Origin of the sequence: Streptomyces sp. NPDC100445, assembly GCF_044759735.1 — a bacterium.
In the GTDB taxonomy this organism is placed as follows: Bacteria; Actinomycetota; Actinomycetes; order Streptomycetales; family Streptomycetaceae; genus Streptomyces.
In genome coordinates this window covers 162,716-176,300 of the sequence record NZ_JBIVZV010000015.1, presented here as the reverse complement: position 1 = coordinate 176,300, position 13,585 = coordinate 162,716, and the positions used below count along the sequence as shown (strand labels likewise).

Annotated in this window: 15 protein-coding genes, 1 tRNA gene and 1 pseudogene; 14 read left to right on the top strand and 3 right to left on the bottom strand. The window is 73.6% G+C overall.

What is annotated here, in order from left to right:
* The 10 genes and pseudogenes from ACIQVT_RS30820 (at window position 1) to ACIQVT_RS30775 (ending at window position 7,960) form a co-directional block, all read left to right on the top strand.
* Window positions 1-372: a DUF742 domain-containing protein gene (locus tag ACIQVT_RS30820; protein WP_403761467.1), complete on the top strand. Its 372-nt coding sequence runs from the start codon at window positions 1-3 to the stop codon at window positions 370-372.
* Window positions 350-949 carry a GTP-binding protein gene (locus ACIQVT_RS30815; protein ID WP_403761461.1) on the top strand — a complete coding sequence of 200 codons (600 nt, stop codon included), beginning with the start codon at window positions 350-352 and terminating at the stop codon, window positions 947-949. Before ACIQVT_RS30820 ends, ACIQVT_RS30815 begins: the two co-directional genes overlap by 23 nt.
* A gap of 61 nt (window positions 950-1,010) precedes the next feature.
* Window positions 1,011-1,586, top strand: coding sequence for a GAF domain-containing protein (locus tag ACIQVT_RS30810; protein ID WP_403761455.1), 576 nt, complete (start codon window positions 1,011-1,013; stop codon window positions 1,584-1,586).
* 173 nt (window positions 1,587-1,759) lie between these two features.
* On the top strand, window positions 1,760-2,788 hold the full coding sequence (gene tdh, locus ACIQVT_RS30805) for an L-threonine 3-dehydrogenase (protein ID WP_403761452.1): 1,029 nt from the start codon (window positions 1,760-1,762) through the stop codon (window positions 2,786-2,788).
* A gap of 53 nt (window positions 2,789-2,841) precedes the next feature.
* Window positions 2,842-4,035 carry a glycine C-acetyltransferase gene (locus tag ACIQVT_RS30800; RefSeq protein WP_403761449.1) on the top strand — a complete coding sequence of 398 codons (1,194 nt, stop codon included), beginning with the start codon at window positions 2,842-2,844 and terminating at the stop codon, window positions 4,033-4,035.
* A 31-nt stretch (window positions 4,036-4,066) separates the two neighbouring features.
* Window positions 4,067-4,969: a LysR family transcriptional regulator gene (locus tag ACIQVT_RS30795; RefSeq protein ID WP_403761446.1), complete on the top strand. Its 903-nt coding sequence runs from the start codon at window positions 4,067-4,069 to the stop codon at window positions 4,967-4,969.
* A 47-nt stretch (window positions 4,970-5,016) separates the two neighbouring features.
* A pseudogene (locus ACIQVT_RS30790) lies at window positions 5,017-5,582 on the top strand (helix-turn-helix domain-containing protein).
* Window positions 5,579-6,100 carry a GNAT family N-acetyltransferase gene (locus ACIQVT_RS30785; RefSeq protein ID WP_403761443.1) on the top strand — a complete coding sequence of 174 codons (522 nt, stop codon included), beginning with the start codon at window positions 5,579-5,581 and terminating at the stop codon, window positions 6,098-6,100. The pseudogene ACIQVT_RS30790 and the gene ACIQVT_RS30785 overlap by 4 nt, the downstream one beginning before the upstream one ends.
* Window positions 6,101-6,129: 29 nt before the next feature.
* Complete coding sequence (locus tag ACIQVT_RS30780) at window positions 6,130-6,486, top strand: MmcQ/YjbR family DNA-binding protein (protein ID WP_403761440.1); 357 nt, start codon at window positions 6,130-6,132, stop codon at window positions 6,484-6,486.
* A 91-nt stretch (window positions 6,487-6,577) separates the two neighbouring features.
* Window positions 6,578-7,960 carry an MFS transporter gene (locus ACIQVT_RS30775; RefSeq protein ID WP_403761437.1) on the top strand — a complete coding sequence of 461 codons (1,383 nt, stop codon included), beginning with the start codon at window positions 6,578-6,580 and terminating at the stop codon, window positions 7,958-7,960.
* On the opposite strand, the gene ACIQVT_RS30770 is transcribed toward ACIQVT_RS30775, so the two are convergent.
* On the bottom strand, window positions 7,908-8,837 hold the full coding sequence (locus ACIQVT_RS30770) for a transketolase family protein (protein ID WP_403761434.1): 930 nt from the start codon (window positions 8,835-8,837) through the stop codon (window positions 7,908-7,910). The two genes, ACIQVT_RS30775 and ACIQVT_RS30770, sit on opposite strands and share 53 nt — an antisense overlap.
* Window positions 8,838-8,878: 41 nt before the next feature.
* The gene (locus tag ACIQVT_RS30765) at window positions 8,879-9,586 is read right to left on the bottom strand and encodes a transketolase (RefSeq protein WP_403761431.1); all 708 of its coding nucleotides are present in this window, start codon (window positions 9,584-9,586) and stop codon (window positions 8,879-8,881) included.
* A gap of 124 nt (window positions 9,587-9,710) precedes the next feature.
* Between ACIQVT_RS30765 and ACIQVT_RS30760 the strand changes: the two genes are divergently transcribed.
* The 4 genes from ACIQVT_RS30760 to ACIQVT_RS30745 all read left to right on the top strand — a co-directional run bounded on the left by ACIQVT_RS30760 (window position 9,711) and on the right by ACIQVT_RS30745 (window position 12,379).
* Window positions 9,711-9,784 (top strand) — tRNA-Pro (locus ACIQVT_RS30760).
* 223 nt (window positions 9,785-10,007) lie between these two features.
* Entirely contained in the window at window positions 10,008-10,631 is a 624-nt protein-coding gene (locus ACIQVT_RS30755; protein ID WP_403761428.1) for a ScbR family autoregulator-binding transcription factor, read from the top strand.
* Window positions 10,628-11,497, top strand: a complete 870-nt coding sequence (locus ACIQVT_RS30750; RefSeq protein WP_403761425.1) for an NAD(P)H-binding protein — start codon at window positions 10,628-10,630, stop codon at window positions 11,495-11,497. Before ACIQVT_RS30755 ends, ACIQVT_RS30750 begins: the two co-directional genes overlap by 4 nt.
* A gap of 114 nt (window positions 11,498-11,611) precedes the next feature.
* Window positions 11,612-12,379: an SDR family NAD(P)-dependent oxidoreductase gene (locus tag ACIQVT_RS30745; protein ID WP_403761422.1), complete on the top strand. Its 768-nt coding sequence runs from the start codon at window positions 11,612-11,614 to the stop codon at window positions 12,377-12,379.
* A 46-nt stretch (window positions 12,380-12,425) separates the two neighbouring features.
* On the opposite strand, the gene ACIQVT_RS30740 is transcribed toward ACIQVT_RS30745, so the two are convergent.
* On the bottom strand, window positions 12,426-13,547 hold the full coding sequence (locus tag ACIQVT_RS30740) for an IS701 family transposase (protein ID WP_403761419.1): 1,122 nt from the start codon (window positions 13,545-13,547) through the stop codon (window positions 12,426-12,428).
* Window positions 13,548-13,585 lie beyond the last annotated feature (38 nt).

Sequence of the window (13,585 nt, the reverse complement as noted above, 5' to 3'; positions counted from 1 at the left end):
GTGACCGCGGCCGGTGACGGGCCGTGGCTGGACGCCGCGGCCGGACGCCTGGTCCGCCCGTTCACCGTCAGCAACGGCCGCACCAGACCCAGCGTCGCCCTCGACCTGATGTCGCAGGTGATGTCCACCGGCGTCACCCCGCTGGGCTACCTGGGACCCGAGCACGCGCAGGCCCTCGAACTGTGCCGGGCGCCCGTCTCGGTCGCCGAACTCGCCGCCCAGCTGCGACTGCCCGCCGTGGTCACCAAGGTGCTCCTCTCCGACCTGGTCGACTGCGGGGTGCTCACCACCAAGCCGCCCGCCTACCACCACACACCCACTGACCGGTCTCTGCTGGAGGCAGTGCTCGATGGACTACGACGACAGCTCTGACCCGTTCCCCACCGCGCTCAAGATCCTCGTCGCGGGCGGGTTCGGGGTCGGCAAGACGACCTTCGTGGGCGCGGTCAGCGAGATCGCGCCGCTCAGCACGGAGGAGCTGCTCACCACGGTCAGTGTCGGCACGGACAGTCTCGACGGCATCGAGAACAAGATGGAGACCACCGTCGCCATGGACTTCGGGCGGATCACCCTCGATCCGCAGCACGTGCTGTACCTGTTCGGCACACCGGGGCAGGAGCGGTTCTGGTTCATGTGGGACGAGCTGTCCGAGGGAGCGCTCGGCGCCGTCGTCCTCGCCGACACCCGGCGCCTGGAGGACTGCTTCGCCGCCGTCGACTTCTTCGAGGAACGCGGCCTCGCCTTCGTCGTCGCCGTCAACGAGTTCGACGGCTCCCACCGCTACGACGCCGAGGAGGTGCGCTCCGCCATCGACCTCGACCCGCGGGTCCCGGTGGTCCGCTGCGACGCCCGGATCTCCAGCTCCGGCGTGCAGACCCTGCTCACCCTCGTGCGTCACCTCCTCGCCCACGCCCCGGCGACCGCGCCCACCCACGGCGCCCACAGGTGACCCCGCCCTACCGCCCACGGAGCCCCGACATGAGGTACGCCCACAGCGCCGGAGCCCGGCCATGAGCTACGAGCCGCCCCGGCCGGTCCGGGGCCTGCTGCTCACGCCCGAGGACAAGGAGGCCCCCGCCCGGACGGACCGGCTGCGGCGGCTCGGTCTGGCCGACCGGCCCGACCCCGTGCTCGACGCCTTCGCCGGGCACCTGGCCCAGCTCACCGGCGCGCCGTACGCCATGGTCAACTTCGTCGGCGAGGACCACCAGTTCTTCGCGGGCCTGAGCGCCCCGGCCACCGCCCCGGTCGTGCGGGAGGACGGCGGCAGGGCGCTCATCGGCCGGGTGCTGCCGCGCGACCATGGGTTCTGCCCCCATGTGGTGGTACGCCACAAGGCGCTGGTCCTGGAGGACGTCCGCGACTATCCCCGGTTCGCGGGCAACCCGGTCGTCGACGCGTACGGCATCCGGTCGTATCTCGGCGCCCCACTGATCGACCGTTCGGGTATGGCGCTGGGCACCGTGTGCGCCGCCGACATGGCGCCGCGCGCCTGGGGCAGGCCGGGCCTGGCGACCATCAAGGGGTTGGCCGCGGACCTCGTCGTACGCCTCGAACGCAGCGCGGCGGACGGTCTGCCCCTGTGAGGCGCCGGTCACGGCGCGGGGCCTGAAGGAAAGCTGAGGCGGCGGTTAAGAAAAGCTCGATGGACCCGGGCCCGCGCATACGGCAGATTGCGGGGTGATCACACCCCTCCGACCCGGTGCCGGTCTGCTTCGGCATGCCCGCGGTCCGGGCCTCACCCACAGGAGCCGTAGCGTTGAAGGCGCTGGTCAAGGAGAAGGCGGAGCCGGGACTCCGGCTGACGGACGTCCCGGAGCCCGTCGTCGGCCCCGGTGACGTACTGATCAAGGTCATGCGGACCGGTATCTGCGGCACCGACCTGCACATCCGCGCCTGGGACGGCTGGGCCCAGCAGGCGATCCGCACGCCGCTCGTCATCGGTCACGAGTTCGTCGGGCAGGTCGTCGAGACCGGGCGCGACGTGGCCGACATCCGCATCGGCGACCGGGTCAGCGGTGAGGGCCACCTGGTGTGCGGCAAGTGCCGCAACTGCCAGGCCGGCCGCCGTCACCTGTGCCGGGCCACCGTCGGTCTCGGTGTGGGCCGCGACGGCGCGTTCGCCGAGTACGTCGCGCTGCCCGCCTCCAACGTCTGGGTGCACCGCGTCCCCGTCGACCTCGACGTCGCCGCGATCTTCGACCCGTTCGGCAACGCGGTGCACACCGCGCTGTCCTTCCCGCTGGTCGGCGAGGACGTCCTGATCACCGGGGCCGGCCCCATCGGTCTGATGGCCGCCGCGGTGGCCCGGCACGCCGGCGCCCGCAACGTCGTCATCACCGACGTCAGCGAGGAGCGTCTCGAACTGGCCCGCAAGATCGGCGTCAGCCTCGCCCTGAACGTGGCCCGGACCCCGATCGCCGAGGGCCAGCGGGAGCTGGGGCTGCGCGAGGGCTTCGACATCGGCCTGGAGATGTCCGGCCGTCCCGAGGCCATGCGGGACATGATCGCCAACATGACGCACGGCGGCCGGATCGCCATGCTCGGCCTGCCCGCGCAGGAGTTCCCGGTCGACTGGGCGCGGATCGTCACCTCGATGATCACCATCAAGGGCATCTACGGCCGCGAGATGTTCGAGACCTGGTACGCGATGTCGGTGCTGCTGGAAGGCGGTCTGGACCTCGCCCCCGTGATCACCGGCCGGTACGGGTACCGCGACTACGAGGCGGCCTTCGCCGACGCCGCCGGCGGCAAGGGCGGCAAGGTCGTCCTCGACTGGACCGCGTGACCCGTCCCGGACACGACTTCCCCTCTCCGTCAGCGCCTTCAGGAGCACCCCACATGTTCGACACCGTCCGCGACGACCTGCGCGCCACCCTCGACGAGATCCGCGCCGCCGGCCTGCACAAGCCCGAGCGTGTCATCGGCACCCCGCAGTCCGCGACCGTCGCCGTCACCGCCGGCGGCCGCCCCGGCGAGGTCCTCAACTTCTGCGCAAACAACTACCTCGGCCTGGCGGACCACCCCGAGGTGATCGCCGCCGCCCACGAGGCCCTGGACCGCTGGGGCTACGGCATGGCCTCCGTCCGCTTCATCTGCGGCACCCAGGAGGTGCACAAGGAGCTGGAGGCCCGGCTGTCGGCGTTCCTCGGCCAGGAGGACACGATCCTGTACTCCTCCTGCTTCGACGCCAACGGCGGTGTCTTCGAGACGCTGCTCGGCGAGGAGGACGCGGTGATCTCCGACGCCCTCAACCACGCGTCCATCATCGACGGCATCCGCCTGTCGAAGGCCCGCCGCTTCCGCTACGCCAACCGCGACCTCGCGGACCTGGAGACCAAGCTCAAGGAGGCGTCCGGCGCGCGGCGCCGCCTGATCGTCACCGACGGCGTCTTCTCCATGGACGGCTACGTGGCCCCGCTGGCCGAGATCTGCGACCTCGCCGACCGCTACGACGCCATGGTCATGGTCGACGACTCGCACGCCGTCGGCTTCGTCGGCCCCTCCGGCCGCGGCACCCCCGAACTGCACGGCGTCATGGACCGCGTCGACATCATCACCGGCACCCTCGGCAAGGCCCTCGGCGGCGCCTCCGGCGGATACGTCGCCGCCCGCGCGGAGATCGTCGCCCTGCTGCGCCAGCGCTCCCGGCCGTACCTGTTCTCCAACACCCTCGCCCCGGTGATCGCCGCCGCCTCCCTGAAGGTCCTCGACCTGCTGGAGTCGGCCGACGACCTGCGGGTCCAGCTCGCCGAGAACACCGCGCTGTTCCGCCGCCGGATGACCGAGGAGGGCTTCGACGTCCTCCCCGGCGACCACGCCATCGCCCCCGTCATGATCGGGGAGGCGGCGAAGGCCGCCCGCATGGCCGAACTGCTCCTGGAGCGCGGCGTCTACGTGATCGGCTTCTCCTACCCGGTCGTCCCGCAGGACCGGGCCCGCATCCGCGTCCAGCTGTCCGCCGCGCACTCCACGCAGGACGTCGACCGCGCCGTCGACGCGTTCGTCGCGGCGCGCGCCGAGCTGGAGGCCTGAGCGGACCGGACACCCTGGGATAATCGGGGGCATGATCGAGGCACGGCGGCTCCACATCCTCCGTGCGGTGGCCGACCACCGCACGGTCACCGCGGCGGCCGCCGCGCTCTACCTCACCCCCTCGGCCGTCTCCCAGCAGCTGACCGCGCTGGAGCAGGAGACCGGCCACCGGCTGGTCGAGCGGGGCGCCAGGGGCGTACGGCTCACGCCGGCCGGTGAGATCCTGCTCAGCCACACCAACGCGGTCCTCGCCCAGCTGGAGCGGGCCGAGGCGGAGCTCGCGGCCTACGGCTCGGGCGAGGCGGGCACGGTGACCGTGGCGTCCTTCGCGACCGGCATCGCCCAGGTCGTGGCCCCCGCGGTGGCCCGGCTCGCGGCGTCCGCGCCCGGCATAAGGATCCGGGTCCAGGACGCGGAGGGCGACGCCAGCCTGCCCATGGTGCTGGACCGGCAGGTGGACGTCGCGGTCGCCGTCGAGTACCGGGGCGCCCCGGTCGCCGGCGATCCCCGTCTGACCCACGTCCCGCTGTACGCCGAGCCGTTCGACGCGGTCGTCCCGCTCGGGCACCGGCTGGCGGACGCCCGCGAGGTGCCCCTCGCCGACCTGGCCAAGGACGCCTGGATCGGCCCGTACCCCGGCAACCCGTGCCACGACGTGGTCGTCCTCGCCTGTGAGAGCGCCGGTTTCCAGCCTCGCCTGGAACACTCCTCGGACGACTTCCGTGCCGTCGTCGCCCTCGCGTCGGCCGACGCCGGGGTCGCCCTCGTCCCGCGCTCCGCGCTGCGCGGCATGGACCTCACCGACGTGGTGGTCCGGCCCGTCGACGGCGTCGCCCCGACCCGTAGGGTCTTCGCCGCCGTACGCCGTGGAGCCGAGGGGCACCCGTTGATCCGCCCGGTGCTGGAGGCCCTGGGCGAGGCCGCCCGGACGTGAGGACTCCGTAACCCGCCTGTCCCATCCCCGCCGATAGCGTCCCGGACATGAGAACCGAGGACGCCGTCGATCACCTCATCGGTGCCCGGCTGGCCGAGCTGCGCGCCCAGCACGGCTGGCGCTGGGCGAGTTGGCGGAGCGCAGCGGAGTGAGCCGGTCCACCCTGTCCCGCGCCGAACGGGCGGAGACCAGCCCTACCGCCGCCCTCCTGAACCGGCTCTGCCACGTCTACGGCCGCGCGATGTCCCAGTTGCTCAGCGAGGTCGAGGCGGAACCGGCCGCCCTGGTGCCGGCCGCGGAGCAGCGGGTGTGGCAGGACCGCGCCTCCGGTTTCCTCCGCCGGTCGGTGTCCCCGCCGCACGCCGCGCTGCGCGGCGAACTGGTCGAGGGCCGCCTCGCCGCGGACGCGGACATCGCCTACGACCGCCCGCCCGTCCCCGGCCTGGAACAGCACGTGTGGCTGCTGGAAGGGGCCCTGGAGGTGACCGTCGGCGGGCGGGTTCACCGGCTCGGCGCGGGCGACTGCCTGCGGATGCGGGTGCACGGGGCGACCCGGTTCCGCTGCGCCGCACCGGGCGGGGCGCGGTACGTGCTGGCGGTGGTGCGGCCATGAGGGTGGAACGCTGGGACGCGACCCGCGTCCGCGACCGGGCCGGCGACCTGGCGGCGCTGCTGGCCGACACGGTGGCCGCCGGCGCCTCCGTCGGCTTCCTCGCGCCGTTCACCCACGCGGAGGCGACCGCCTGGTGGCGGGAGCGGGAGGACGCCGTCCGGGCGGGCCGAGTCGCCGTCTGGGCGGCCGTGGATCCCGAGGGCCGGGTGTCCGGCACGGTCGGTCTGGCCTTCCCCGACCAGCCGAACAGCCGGCACCGCGCGGAGCTCGTCAAGCTGATGGTGCACCGCCGCGCACGCGGGCGGGGACTGGGCCGCCGGCTGCTCACCACCGCCGAGGAGGCGGCTCTGGCCGGCGGGATCGGCCTGCTCCACCTCGACACCGAGACCGGCAGCCCGGCCGAGGAGCTGTACCGCTCGGCCGGCTGGACCGAGGCCGGCACGATCCCCGACTACGCCGCCGCTCCGACGGGCGGCCTCCGGCCCACGACGCTGTACTTCAAACGCCTCGGGGGGTGACTGTCAGTGGCAGGAGTTACGGTGCGGGCATGCCGGACGCAGAAGACGTACGCCGCCTCGCCCTGTCCCTGCCGGAGACGACGGAGAAGACCGCCTGGAACATGCCCACCTTCCGGGTGGCGGGGAAGATGTTCGCGACCCTGCCGGAGGACGAGACCTCCCTCGCCGTGCGCTGCCCCAAGGAGGAGCGCGCCGAACTGGTGCTGGCCGAACCGGAGAAGTTCTGGATCGCCGCCCACGAGGCCCAGTTCGCCTGGGTGAGAGCGAGACTCGCCGCCCTGGACGACGAGGACGAGCTGCGGGACATCCTCACCGACTCCTGGCGCCAGGCCGCCCCGCCCCGACTCCTCGACGCACACCCCGGGTTGCTCCTGTCCGGGGAGTGACACCCCGGGTGCGCGCGGCCGGGGCGGGGCATGATCCCTCGCGACGGGACGGCGCCGCCGGGGCCGGACGGCGGGGAGGGGAGCGGGGGACATGACGGGGACGGACGCACGACGCGGCGGTGCCGTACGGGGCGTGGGCGCCGCCCCGGCGGGCGGTCCGGCGCTCTGGTCGCGGGACTTCGCGCTGTTCTTCACCGCCCGGGCCGTCGCCCGCCTCGGCGACACCATGCTGCCCGTGGCCCTCGCCACCGGCCTGCTGGAACAGGGGTACGGCGCGGGCGCGGTCGGCCTCGCGATGGCCGCCACGACGGCCGCGTTCGCCGGACTGGTCGTCTTCGGCGGGGTCGTCGCCGACCGGTTCAGCACCCGGAGGCTGATGATCGGCGCCGATCTCGTCCGGATCGGCACCCAGTCGTTCGCCGCGGGCCTGTTCTTCACCGGGCACGTGGTGCTGTGGCAGATCTGTGCCGTCGGCGTCGTCAACGGCGCGGCCGGTGCCGTCTTCCAGCCCGGTGTGGCCAGTACGGTGCCGAGGCTCGCCGCCGACGTCCAGGGCGCGAACGGCGCGATCCGCGTCGCCGAGTCCGCCGCCCAGCTCGCCGGCCCGGCCGTCGCGGGCATCCTGGTCGGCCTCGCCTCGCCCGGCGGGGTCTTCGCCGCGCACGCCGCCACCTACGCGGTCAGCGCCCTGTGCCTGCTGCTGCTCCGGCTGCCCGCGCCGCCTGCGGGCACCCGCGCCGCCACCGGCTCCGGCCTGCGGGCCTTCCGCGCCGATCTCGTCGACGGCTGGCGGGAGTTCCGGTCCCGTGCCTGGCTGTGGGGCGTGATCGCCGTCTGGGGCCTCTACATGATCGCCGTGTGGGGTCCCACGGTTCCGCTGGTGGCCACGGAGGTGGTCCGGCACCACGGCCCGGGCGCCTACGGCCTGGTCAACTCGGCCCTGGGCGGCGGCACGGTGATCGGCGGCATGATCGCCCTCCGGCTGCGGCCCCGCCGCATGCTCCGGGCGGGCGCCGTCGCCCTGTTCGCCTTCTTCGGCTTTCCGGCGGCCGTCGGGGCGGGGCTCGGGGTGCCGGCCATGGCGGCCGGTGCGGCGCTCGCCGGTGCCGGGATGTCCTTCTGGGCGGTCATGTGGGCGACGAGTGTGCAGACCCAGGTCCCGGCCGACGTCCTGAACCGCATCCACGCCTACGACGTGGCCGGTTCGCTGGCCATGATGCCGATCGGCCAGGCCCTCGCCGGTCCGGCGGCCGGCGCGCTGGGCGCCGGCCAGGTGTTGCTGATCGCGGGCGTGGTGAGCGTGGTGGTGGCGGCGGCCCTGCTCGCCTTCCCGGCGATACGCGACCTGGTCCGCGCCGACGCCGACGCCCCCGCCACCCGGGCCGGCGGTGCCGGTCCGGTGCCGCGGCCCGAGTGTGCCGTCACCGGCCGGGAGCCGGGGCGGTGGCGCGGCCGGCGCCCAGATAGGCGGTGATCCGCCGGCGCAGCCCCGCCGGGTCCAGGCCGTGGGCGGCGACGTGCTCCTCGACCGTGCCGTAGCGGCGCAGCTCCCGGCGGCCCACGCCGAGGCCGAGCACCCGGTGCGGCACGTCGGCCAGCGCCTCGCTCACCGCGGCCGTCGACGTCCCCGCGAGATACGGCTCGACCAGCACCACGTCCGTGCCGGCCGCCTCCGTCGCCCGCCGCAGCCCGGCCGTGTCGAAGGGCCGCACGGTCGTCGCGTGGAGCACGGTCACGTCCAGGCCCTCCGTGGCGGCGAGGGCGGCGTCCAGCAGCGGGCCGACGGCGACGACCACGCCGGCGCGGCCCTCGCGGACGGTGCGGAAGTGCCGCCCGTCGACGGCCGACGCCCGCCGGTTGGACTGCGCGGACAGGCGCACGTACACCTTGTCGTCGCCCGCGGCGACCGCGTGGCGCAGCAAGGTCTCGGCCTCGTCGGGGTGGCCGGGGACGTGGACGGTCCAGCCGTCCAACGTGTCCAGGAGGGCCACGTCACCCGGCGCCATATGGGTGAAGCCGCCGGCCGGCCAGTCGAACGAGGCGGCGGCGCTCACCAGCACCGCCCCCGCGTCCTGGTGTCCCAGGTCCAGCTTGACCTGCTCGAACGGCCGCTCCACGAGGAAGCTGGCGAAGGTGTGCACGACGGGCCGCAGTCCGGTGAGCGCCAGCCCCGCCGCGGCGCCGATCAGCAGCTGTTCCCGGATGCCGACGTTGATCACCCGGTCGGGGTGGCGGCGCCCGGCCTCCCGGAAGCCGTCGGCGCCGATCTCGGCGAGGACGACGGCGACCCGCGGGTCCTCGTCGAGCAGTCGGGAGACGACGGGGGCGAAACGGTCACGCATGGTGTCCATCGAAGGGTCCTTCCCTTGCGGCGGTGGGGGAGCGGTGGTGGTCAGGCGTCCTTCGGTTCGACACGGGCCACGACGACGTGCGGCCGGCCGGGATGCGGGGCGGTGAAGGCGGCGTACAGCGCCTCGTGGTCGCGGCCGTCGGCCTCGACCGCGGACCAGCCCGCGGCCTCGAACCGGGCGGTGATCCCGCCGGGCCGCGCGTGGCGGGCGGAGGCGTTGTCGATCACCACGGTGTGCAGCCGGTCCAGTCGGGCGGGCCCCGCGAAGGCGATCGCCTCGTGGTTGCTGCCCTCGTCCAGCTCCGCGTCGCCGGTCAGCACCCAGACCGCCGGACCGGGCAGGCCCCGCGCGCGCAGCCCGAGGGCGGTGCCCACGGCGATCGGCAGCCCGTGCCCGAGCGAGCCGCTGCCGATCTCGGCGCCCGGTACCAGCACCCGGTCCGGGTGGTGCCCCAGCGGGGAGTCGTACGAGCCGAACCCGGACAGCCGGTCGACGGGCAGGAAGCCCTTGGCGGCCAGCACGGCGTAGTACGCCATGGGGCCGTGTCCCTTGCTGAGCAGGAAACGGTCACGGGCCGGGTCGTCGCGCAGCGCGGGGGTGACGCGGAGCACCCGGTCGTAGAGCACCCACAGCGCGTCGAGGGTGGAGGTGGCCGCCGGGCCGTGCTTCTCGTCGCCGCTCATCAGCCCCATGAGCCGGGGCAGGTCGGCGTAGCCGTACGTGCGGTTGTCGTCCGCTGTGATCGTCATGGGGTGATCGTGCGACCTCAAGCGGACTTGAGGTCAACCGGGAAAGGGGCGCACGACCACCGACCCGAGTGCGGTATTGTTTCTCTGCGCGTTCGGCCGGGCGAAAGCCCAGGTCAAACAGCATCGGGACGTGGCGCAGCTTGGTAGCGCACTTGACTGGGGGTCAAGGGGTCGCAGGTTCAAATCCTGTCGTCCCGACTCGTGAGAGTCGCAGATGAGGGCCGGTTTTCGGAGGTGTCCGGAAGCCGGCCCTCACGCATTTCCGCTGGCCGGTGAGGGACGCCGTACCGCCGGCGCGCGCGGCCCCTGGGCCCCCAAGTCGTTGGACACGGCGGCACTTTCCGTCTGAATGGATGGCCCACTTGTCACGGTGCGGCTAACATAAAGATCGCTATCTATGTTCTGCGGAGGACGGTGACGAGTGCCAAGTGTCAAGGCGGAGCGAGCCGCGCGGACGCGACAGCGGATCCTGCTGGCCGCGGCCGAGGTCTTCGACGAGGCCGGTTACGAGAAGGCGGCGGTGACCCAGGTCGTGGAACGGGCGGGGCTCACCCTCGGCGCGCTCTACTTCCACTTCGGCTCCAAACAGGGCCTCGCCGAGGCGCTGATGAACGCTCAGCCGACGACGATAGAGCCTCATCTGGAGTCGACCGGCCTCCAGCGCGTGGTGGACATCACCCTGGTGTGGGCGGACCGCATGAAACGCGACCCGATCCTGCGCGCGGGGGTCCGTCTCGCCGTAGAACAGGGCAGCCACGGCATGAACGACGCCTCCTCGTTCGAGGAGTGGCGCACGCTCATGCGCGGCCACCTCGACGCGGCCCGGGACGACGGTGAACTCCGTGCGGGCGTCGACCCGGACCAACTGGCCCGTTTCGTCGTCGGCGCCTGCACCGGCATGCAGGTCTACTCACAGCTCGCCACCCAGCGCGCCGACCTCACCGAACGCGTCCAGGACATGTGGGAACTGCTGCTGCCCAGTGTGGCCCGCGAGTCGGTGGCCGGCGCGATAGGGCTCGGCGCGGAGCGTGTCCCCGCCTCATGACCGCCACAGCCACCGCGTCCCGGCACATCGTCCTCACCGGAGCCACCGGACAGATCGCCCCGCTGGTGGTCCGGCACCTGGCGGCGCACCACCGCGTCACCCTCACCAGCCGCACGCCCCGCCCGGTGACGGGGCATCCCGGCATCCGCCACGTCGCCTGCGACTACGACGCCCCCGGCAGCCTCGCCGACGCGTTCTCCGGCGCCGACGCCCTCTTCGTCGTGACCAACGACCCCACCCGGCCCGAACACGACCGGAACATCCTGCGCGCGGCCGTCGACGCCTCGGTGGGGCACATCGTCAAGCTCTCCGCGGCGGCGGTGCGCGACAGCGCGGCGAAGGACCTCGTCACCGAGTGGCAGCGCGTCAACGAGGAGCGCATCATGCGCAGCGGCATCCCGTGGACGATGATCCAGCCACGCCTGTTCATGTCCCACGCGCTCGCCTGGGCGTCCGGCATCCGCGAGCGCGGTGTCGCCCACGCGCTGCACCCCCACAGTCGCAACGCGTGCATCGCGCCGGAGGACATCGCCGAGGCGTCCGCCCGCGTCCTCGGCGAGGCCGCACACCATTTCCGGTCCTATGAACTCACCGGCCCGCAGTCGCTGACGGCCCATGACCAGTGCGCCGTCCTGGCCGAACTGCTGGGACGCCCCCTCGTCTGCCGGGAACTCTCCCGCGAGGAGGCGCACGCGAGTTACGCGCGCCGGTACTCGACGGCGATGGCCGACGCCCTCGTCGCCAGTGCCGAGCGGCAGCTGGCCGGGGCCAAGGCGCGGACCACGGACACGGTCGAGCGGCTCACGGGACGGCCCGCGACCACCTTCGCCCGGTGGGCGGCCGGCCACCGGGACCGCTTCGCCTGAGGACGGGCGGACGCGGCGGCCGTACACAGCCACACGCCCCGCCCTCGACAGCGGGCGATGTCAACGGTGTCCGCTCAACCCATGTTGCCCACGTCATCCATGTTGAGGAGAACCATGCCCGCACGGGGTCTGCTGCACGGCAAGACGGTCGTCATCACGGGAGCGAGCAGCGGCATCGGAGCGGCGGCGGCGCGGCTCTTCGCCGAGGAGGAGGGCCGCGTGGTGCTGGCCGCCCGCCGCGAGGACCGGCTGCGCCGGATCGTGGACGGGATCCGCGCGGCGGGCGGGCAGGCCACCGCCGTGGTGGCCGACGTGACCCGCGCCGAGGACATGCGCGCGGTGGTGCGGACGGCGCTGGACACCTTCGGCAGCCTCGACGCGGCCTTCAACAACGCGGGATGGACCTCCACCGGGACCCCGATGCACCTCATGGACGACGAGGAGTACGACCGCATCATGGACGTCAACGCCCGGGGCGTGTGGAACGCCATGCGGGCACAGGTCGCCGTGATGCTGGAGCACGGCGGTGGCTCGATCGTGAACACGTCGAGCGTCGCCGGAGTCCGCGCGACGGGGGCCTCGGCGCCCTACATAGCCGCCAAGCACGCCGTCATCGGACTGAGCCGGGCCGCGGCCGACGAGTACGTGAAGCAGGGCGTCCGCGTCAACGCGATCGCCGTCGGCAGCACCCGCACCGAGCTGATGGACCAGGTGCTCACCGACACCCCCGCGCTCCTCGGGCCCTTCACCGAACGCGCGATGCAGCAGCGCCTGGCCGACCCGGAGGAGATCGCCCAGACGGCCGCCTGGCTCTGCTCGGACCGCTCGTCGTTCACCACCGGCGCCGTCATCCCGGCCGACGGGGGATGGACCGCCCGGTAGGCGCGCGGGCACCGGCGGAGCGGGGGCGGGCGCCGTCCGCGCCGCCTCAGCGGGCGGCGCCCCGCACCCGCGCGTAGGCGAAGGCGGCGGACACCAGGGTCGTGTGGTGGTGCCAGCCGGGGAACGACCGGCCCTCGAAGTCCCGCAGCCCGAAGTCCCCGCTGAGGGTGTTGACCACGGTCGCCGCGAGCCGTGGCTGCCCCATCAGCGGCAGCAGGTCGGGCAGCGGCCGGTCGACCAGATTCGTCAGCCATGTCCGGGCCGAGCCGGACGGCCCGCGCTGCGCCAGCAACCGCAGCCGCACCCGTCCCACCGCCGGCCCGGGCAGGGCCACCGGGAGGCTCACGACGTGCTGTCGCTCCGCGCCGTCCGCGGCCCCGCGCTCCTCGATCACCTGACGGACCGGGGCGGGTGCCGACGGGACGGCCGGCTGTGAGGTCACGGGCCTGACGCGCACGGTGCCGGGGACCTCCACCACGAAGGGCTGCTCGCCGCGCACGAGGTGGGCGAGGAAGGCCTCGCGCTCCGGCAGCCACGACAGTTCGGCCGTGACGGGCGCCGGCCGGCCCGCGGTGCCCGAGGTGGCCCGGTGCAGGACCTCGACGGCCTGTGACCACAGGGGCCCGCGGACCTCGTCCGGCACCCGCACCTTGGACCGCAGCGCGGTGTCGGCCGCCCAGTCGTGCGGGATGTACAGGTTCCAGTCGACCGGCAGCGGGCCGTGGTCGCCGGTGGCCAGCACGACCATGCCGAGCTGGCAGTTGGTCACCCGGCGCAGCCTGGGGTCGAACCTGCGGTGCACTCCGGCGGAGTGCTCGCCGCGCTTGGGGATGAAGGCGGGCGCCAGCGTCCAGGCCCGTACCGCCGGGCTGGTCTGCCGCACCCAGCGCAGCAGGCCCCGGCGCGCCGCCGACCAGTCCCAGGGGCTCGCGTTCACGAACTGGTGCATCGCCTGGGGCGCCGTGGGGGAGTCGCTGACGGAGTGCGCCAGCCGCCGCACCGACTTCTTGCCGGGGGTGCGCAGGAGCGCCCTGATGTACAGCTCCGCCCACTTGCGCTGGTCGACGCGCGGCAGGCAGTCGAAGACGGTCTCGACGAACGGCTGGAGCCGATGGGTCTCGCCGCACTCGGTGAACATTCCCGGTGCCGGCCCGTGCAGCGGTGTCATCGGTACGGTCCCTCCCCCCGCCGTCCCCGGTCGGGCAT

Excerpts from the sequence above, each read along its gene's own strand:
- ACIQVT_RS30815 (WP_403761461.1), top strand. The coding sequence starts at position 350 with ATGGACTACGACGACAGCTCTGACCCGTTCCCCACCGCGCTCAAGATC.
- ACIQVT_RS30810 (WP_403761455.1), top strand. The coding sequence starts at position 1,011 with ATGAGCTACGAGCCGCCCCGGCCGGTCCGGGGCCTGCTGCTCACGCCC.
- ACIQVT_RS30800 (WP_403761449.1), top strand. The coding sequence starts at position 2,842 with ATGTTCGACACCGTCCGCGACGACCTGCGCGCCACCCTCGACGAGATC.
- ACIQVT_RS30795 (WP_403761446.1), top strand. The coding sequence starts at position 4,067 with ATGATCGAGGCACGGCGGCTCCACATCCTCCGTGCGGTGGCCGACCAC.
- ACIQVT_RS30785 (WP_403761443.1), top strand. The coding sequence starts at position 5,579 with ATGAGGGTGGAACGCTGGGACGCGACCCGCGTCCGCGACCGGGCCGGC.
- ACIQVT_RS30780 (WP_403761440.1), top strand. The coding sequence starts at position 6,130 with ATGCCGGACGCAGAAGACGTACGCCGCCTCGCCCTGTCCCTGCCGGAG.
- ACIQVT_RS30775 (WP_403761437.1), top strand. The coding sequence starts at position 6,578 with ATGACGGGGACGGACGCACGACGCGGCGGTGCCGTACGGGGCGTGGGC.
- ACIQVT_RS30770 (WP_403761434.1), bottom strand. The coding sequence starts at position 8,837 with ATGGACACCATGCGTGACCGTTTCGCCCCCGTCGTCTCCCGACTGCTC.
- ACIQVT_RS30765 (WP_403761431.1), bottom strand. The coding sequence starts at position 9,586 with ATGACGATCACAGCGGACGACAACCGCACGTACGGCTACGCCGACCTG.
- ACIQVT_RS30750 (WP_403761425.1), top strand. The coding sequence starts at position 10,628 with ATGACCGCCACAGCCACCGCGTCCCGGCACATCGTCCTCACCGGAGCC.
- ACIQVT_RS30745 (WP_403761422.1), top strand. The coding sequence starts at position 11,612 with ATGCCCGCACGGGGTCTGCTGCACGGCAAGACGGTCGTCATCACGGGA.
- ACIQVT_RS30740 (WP_403761419.1), bottom strand. The coding sequence starts at position 13,547 with ATGACACCGCTGCACGGGCCGGCACCGGGAATGTTCACCGAGTGCGGC.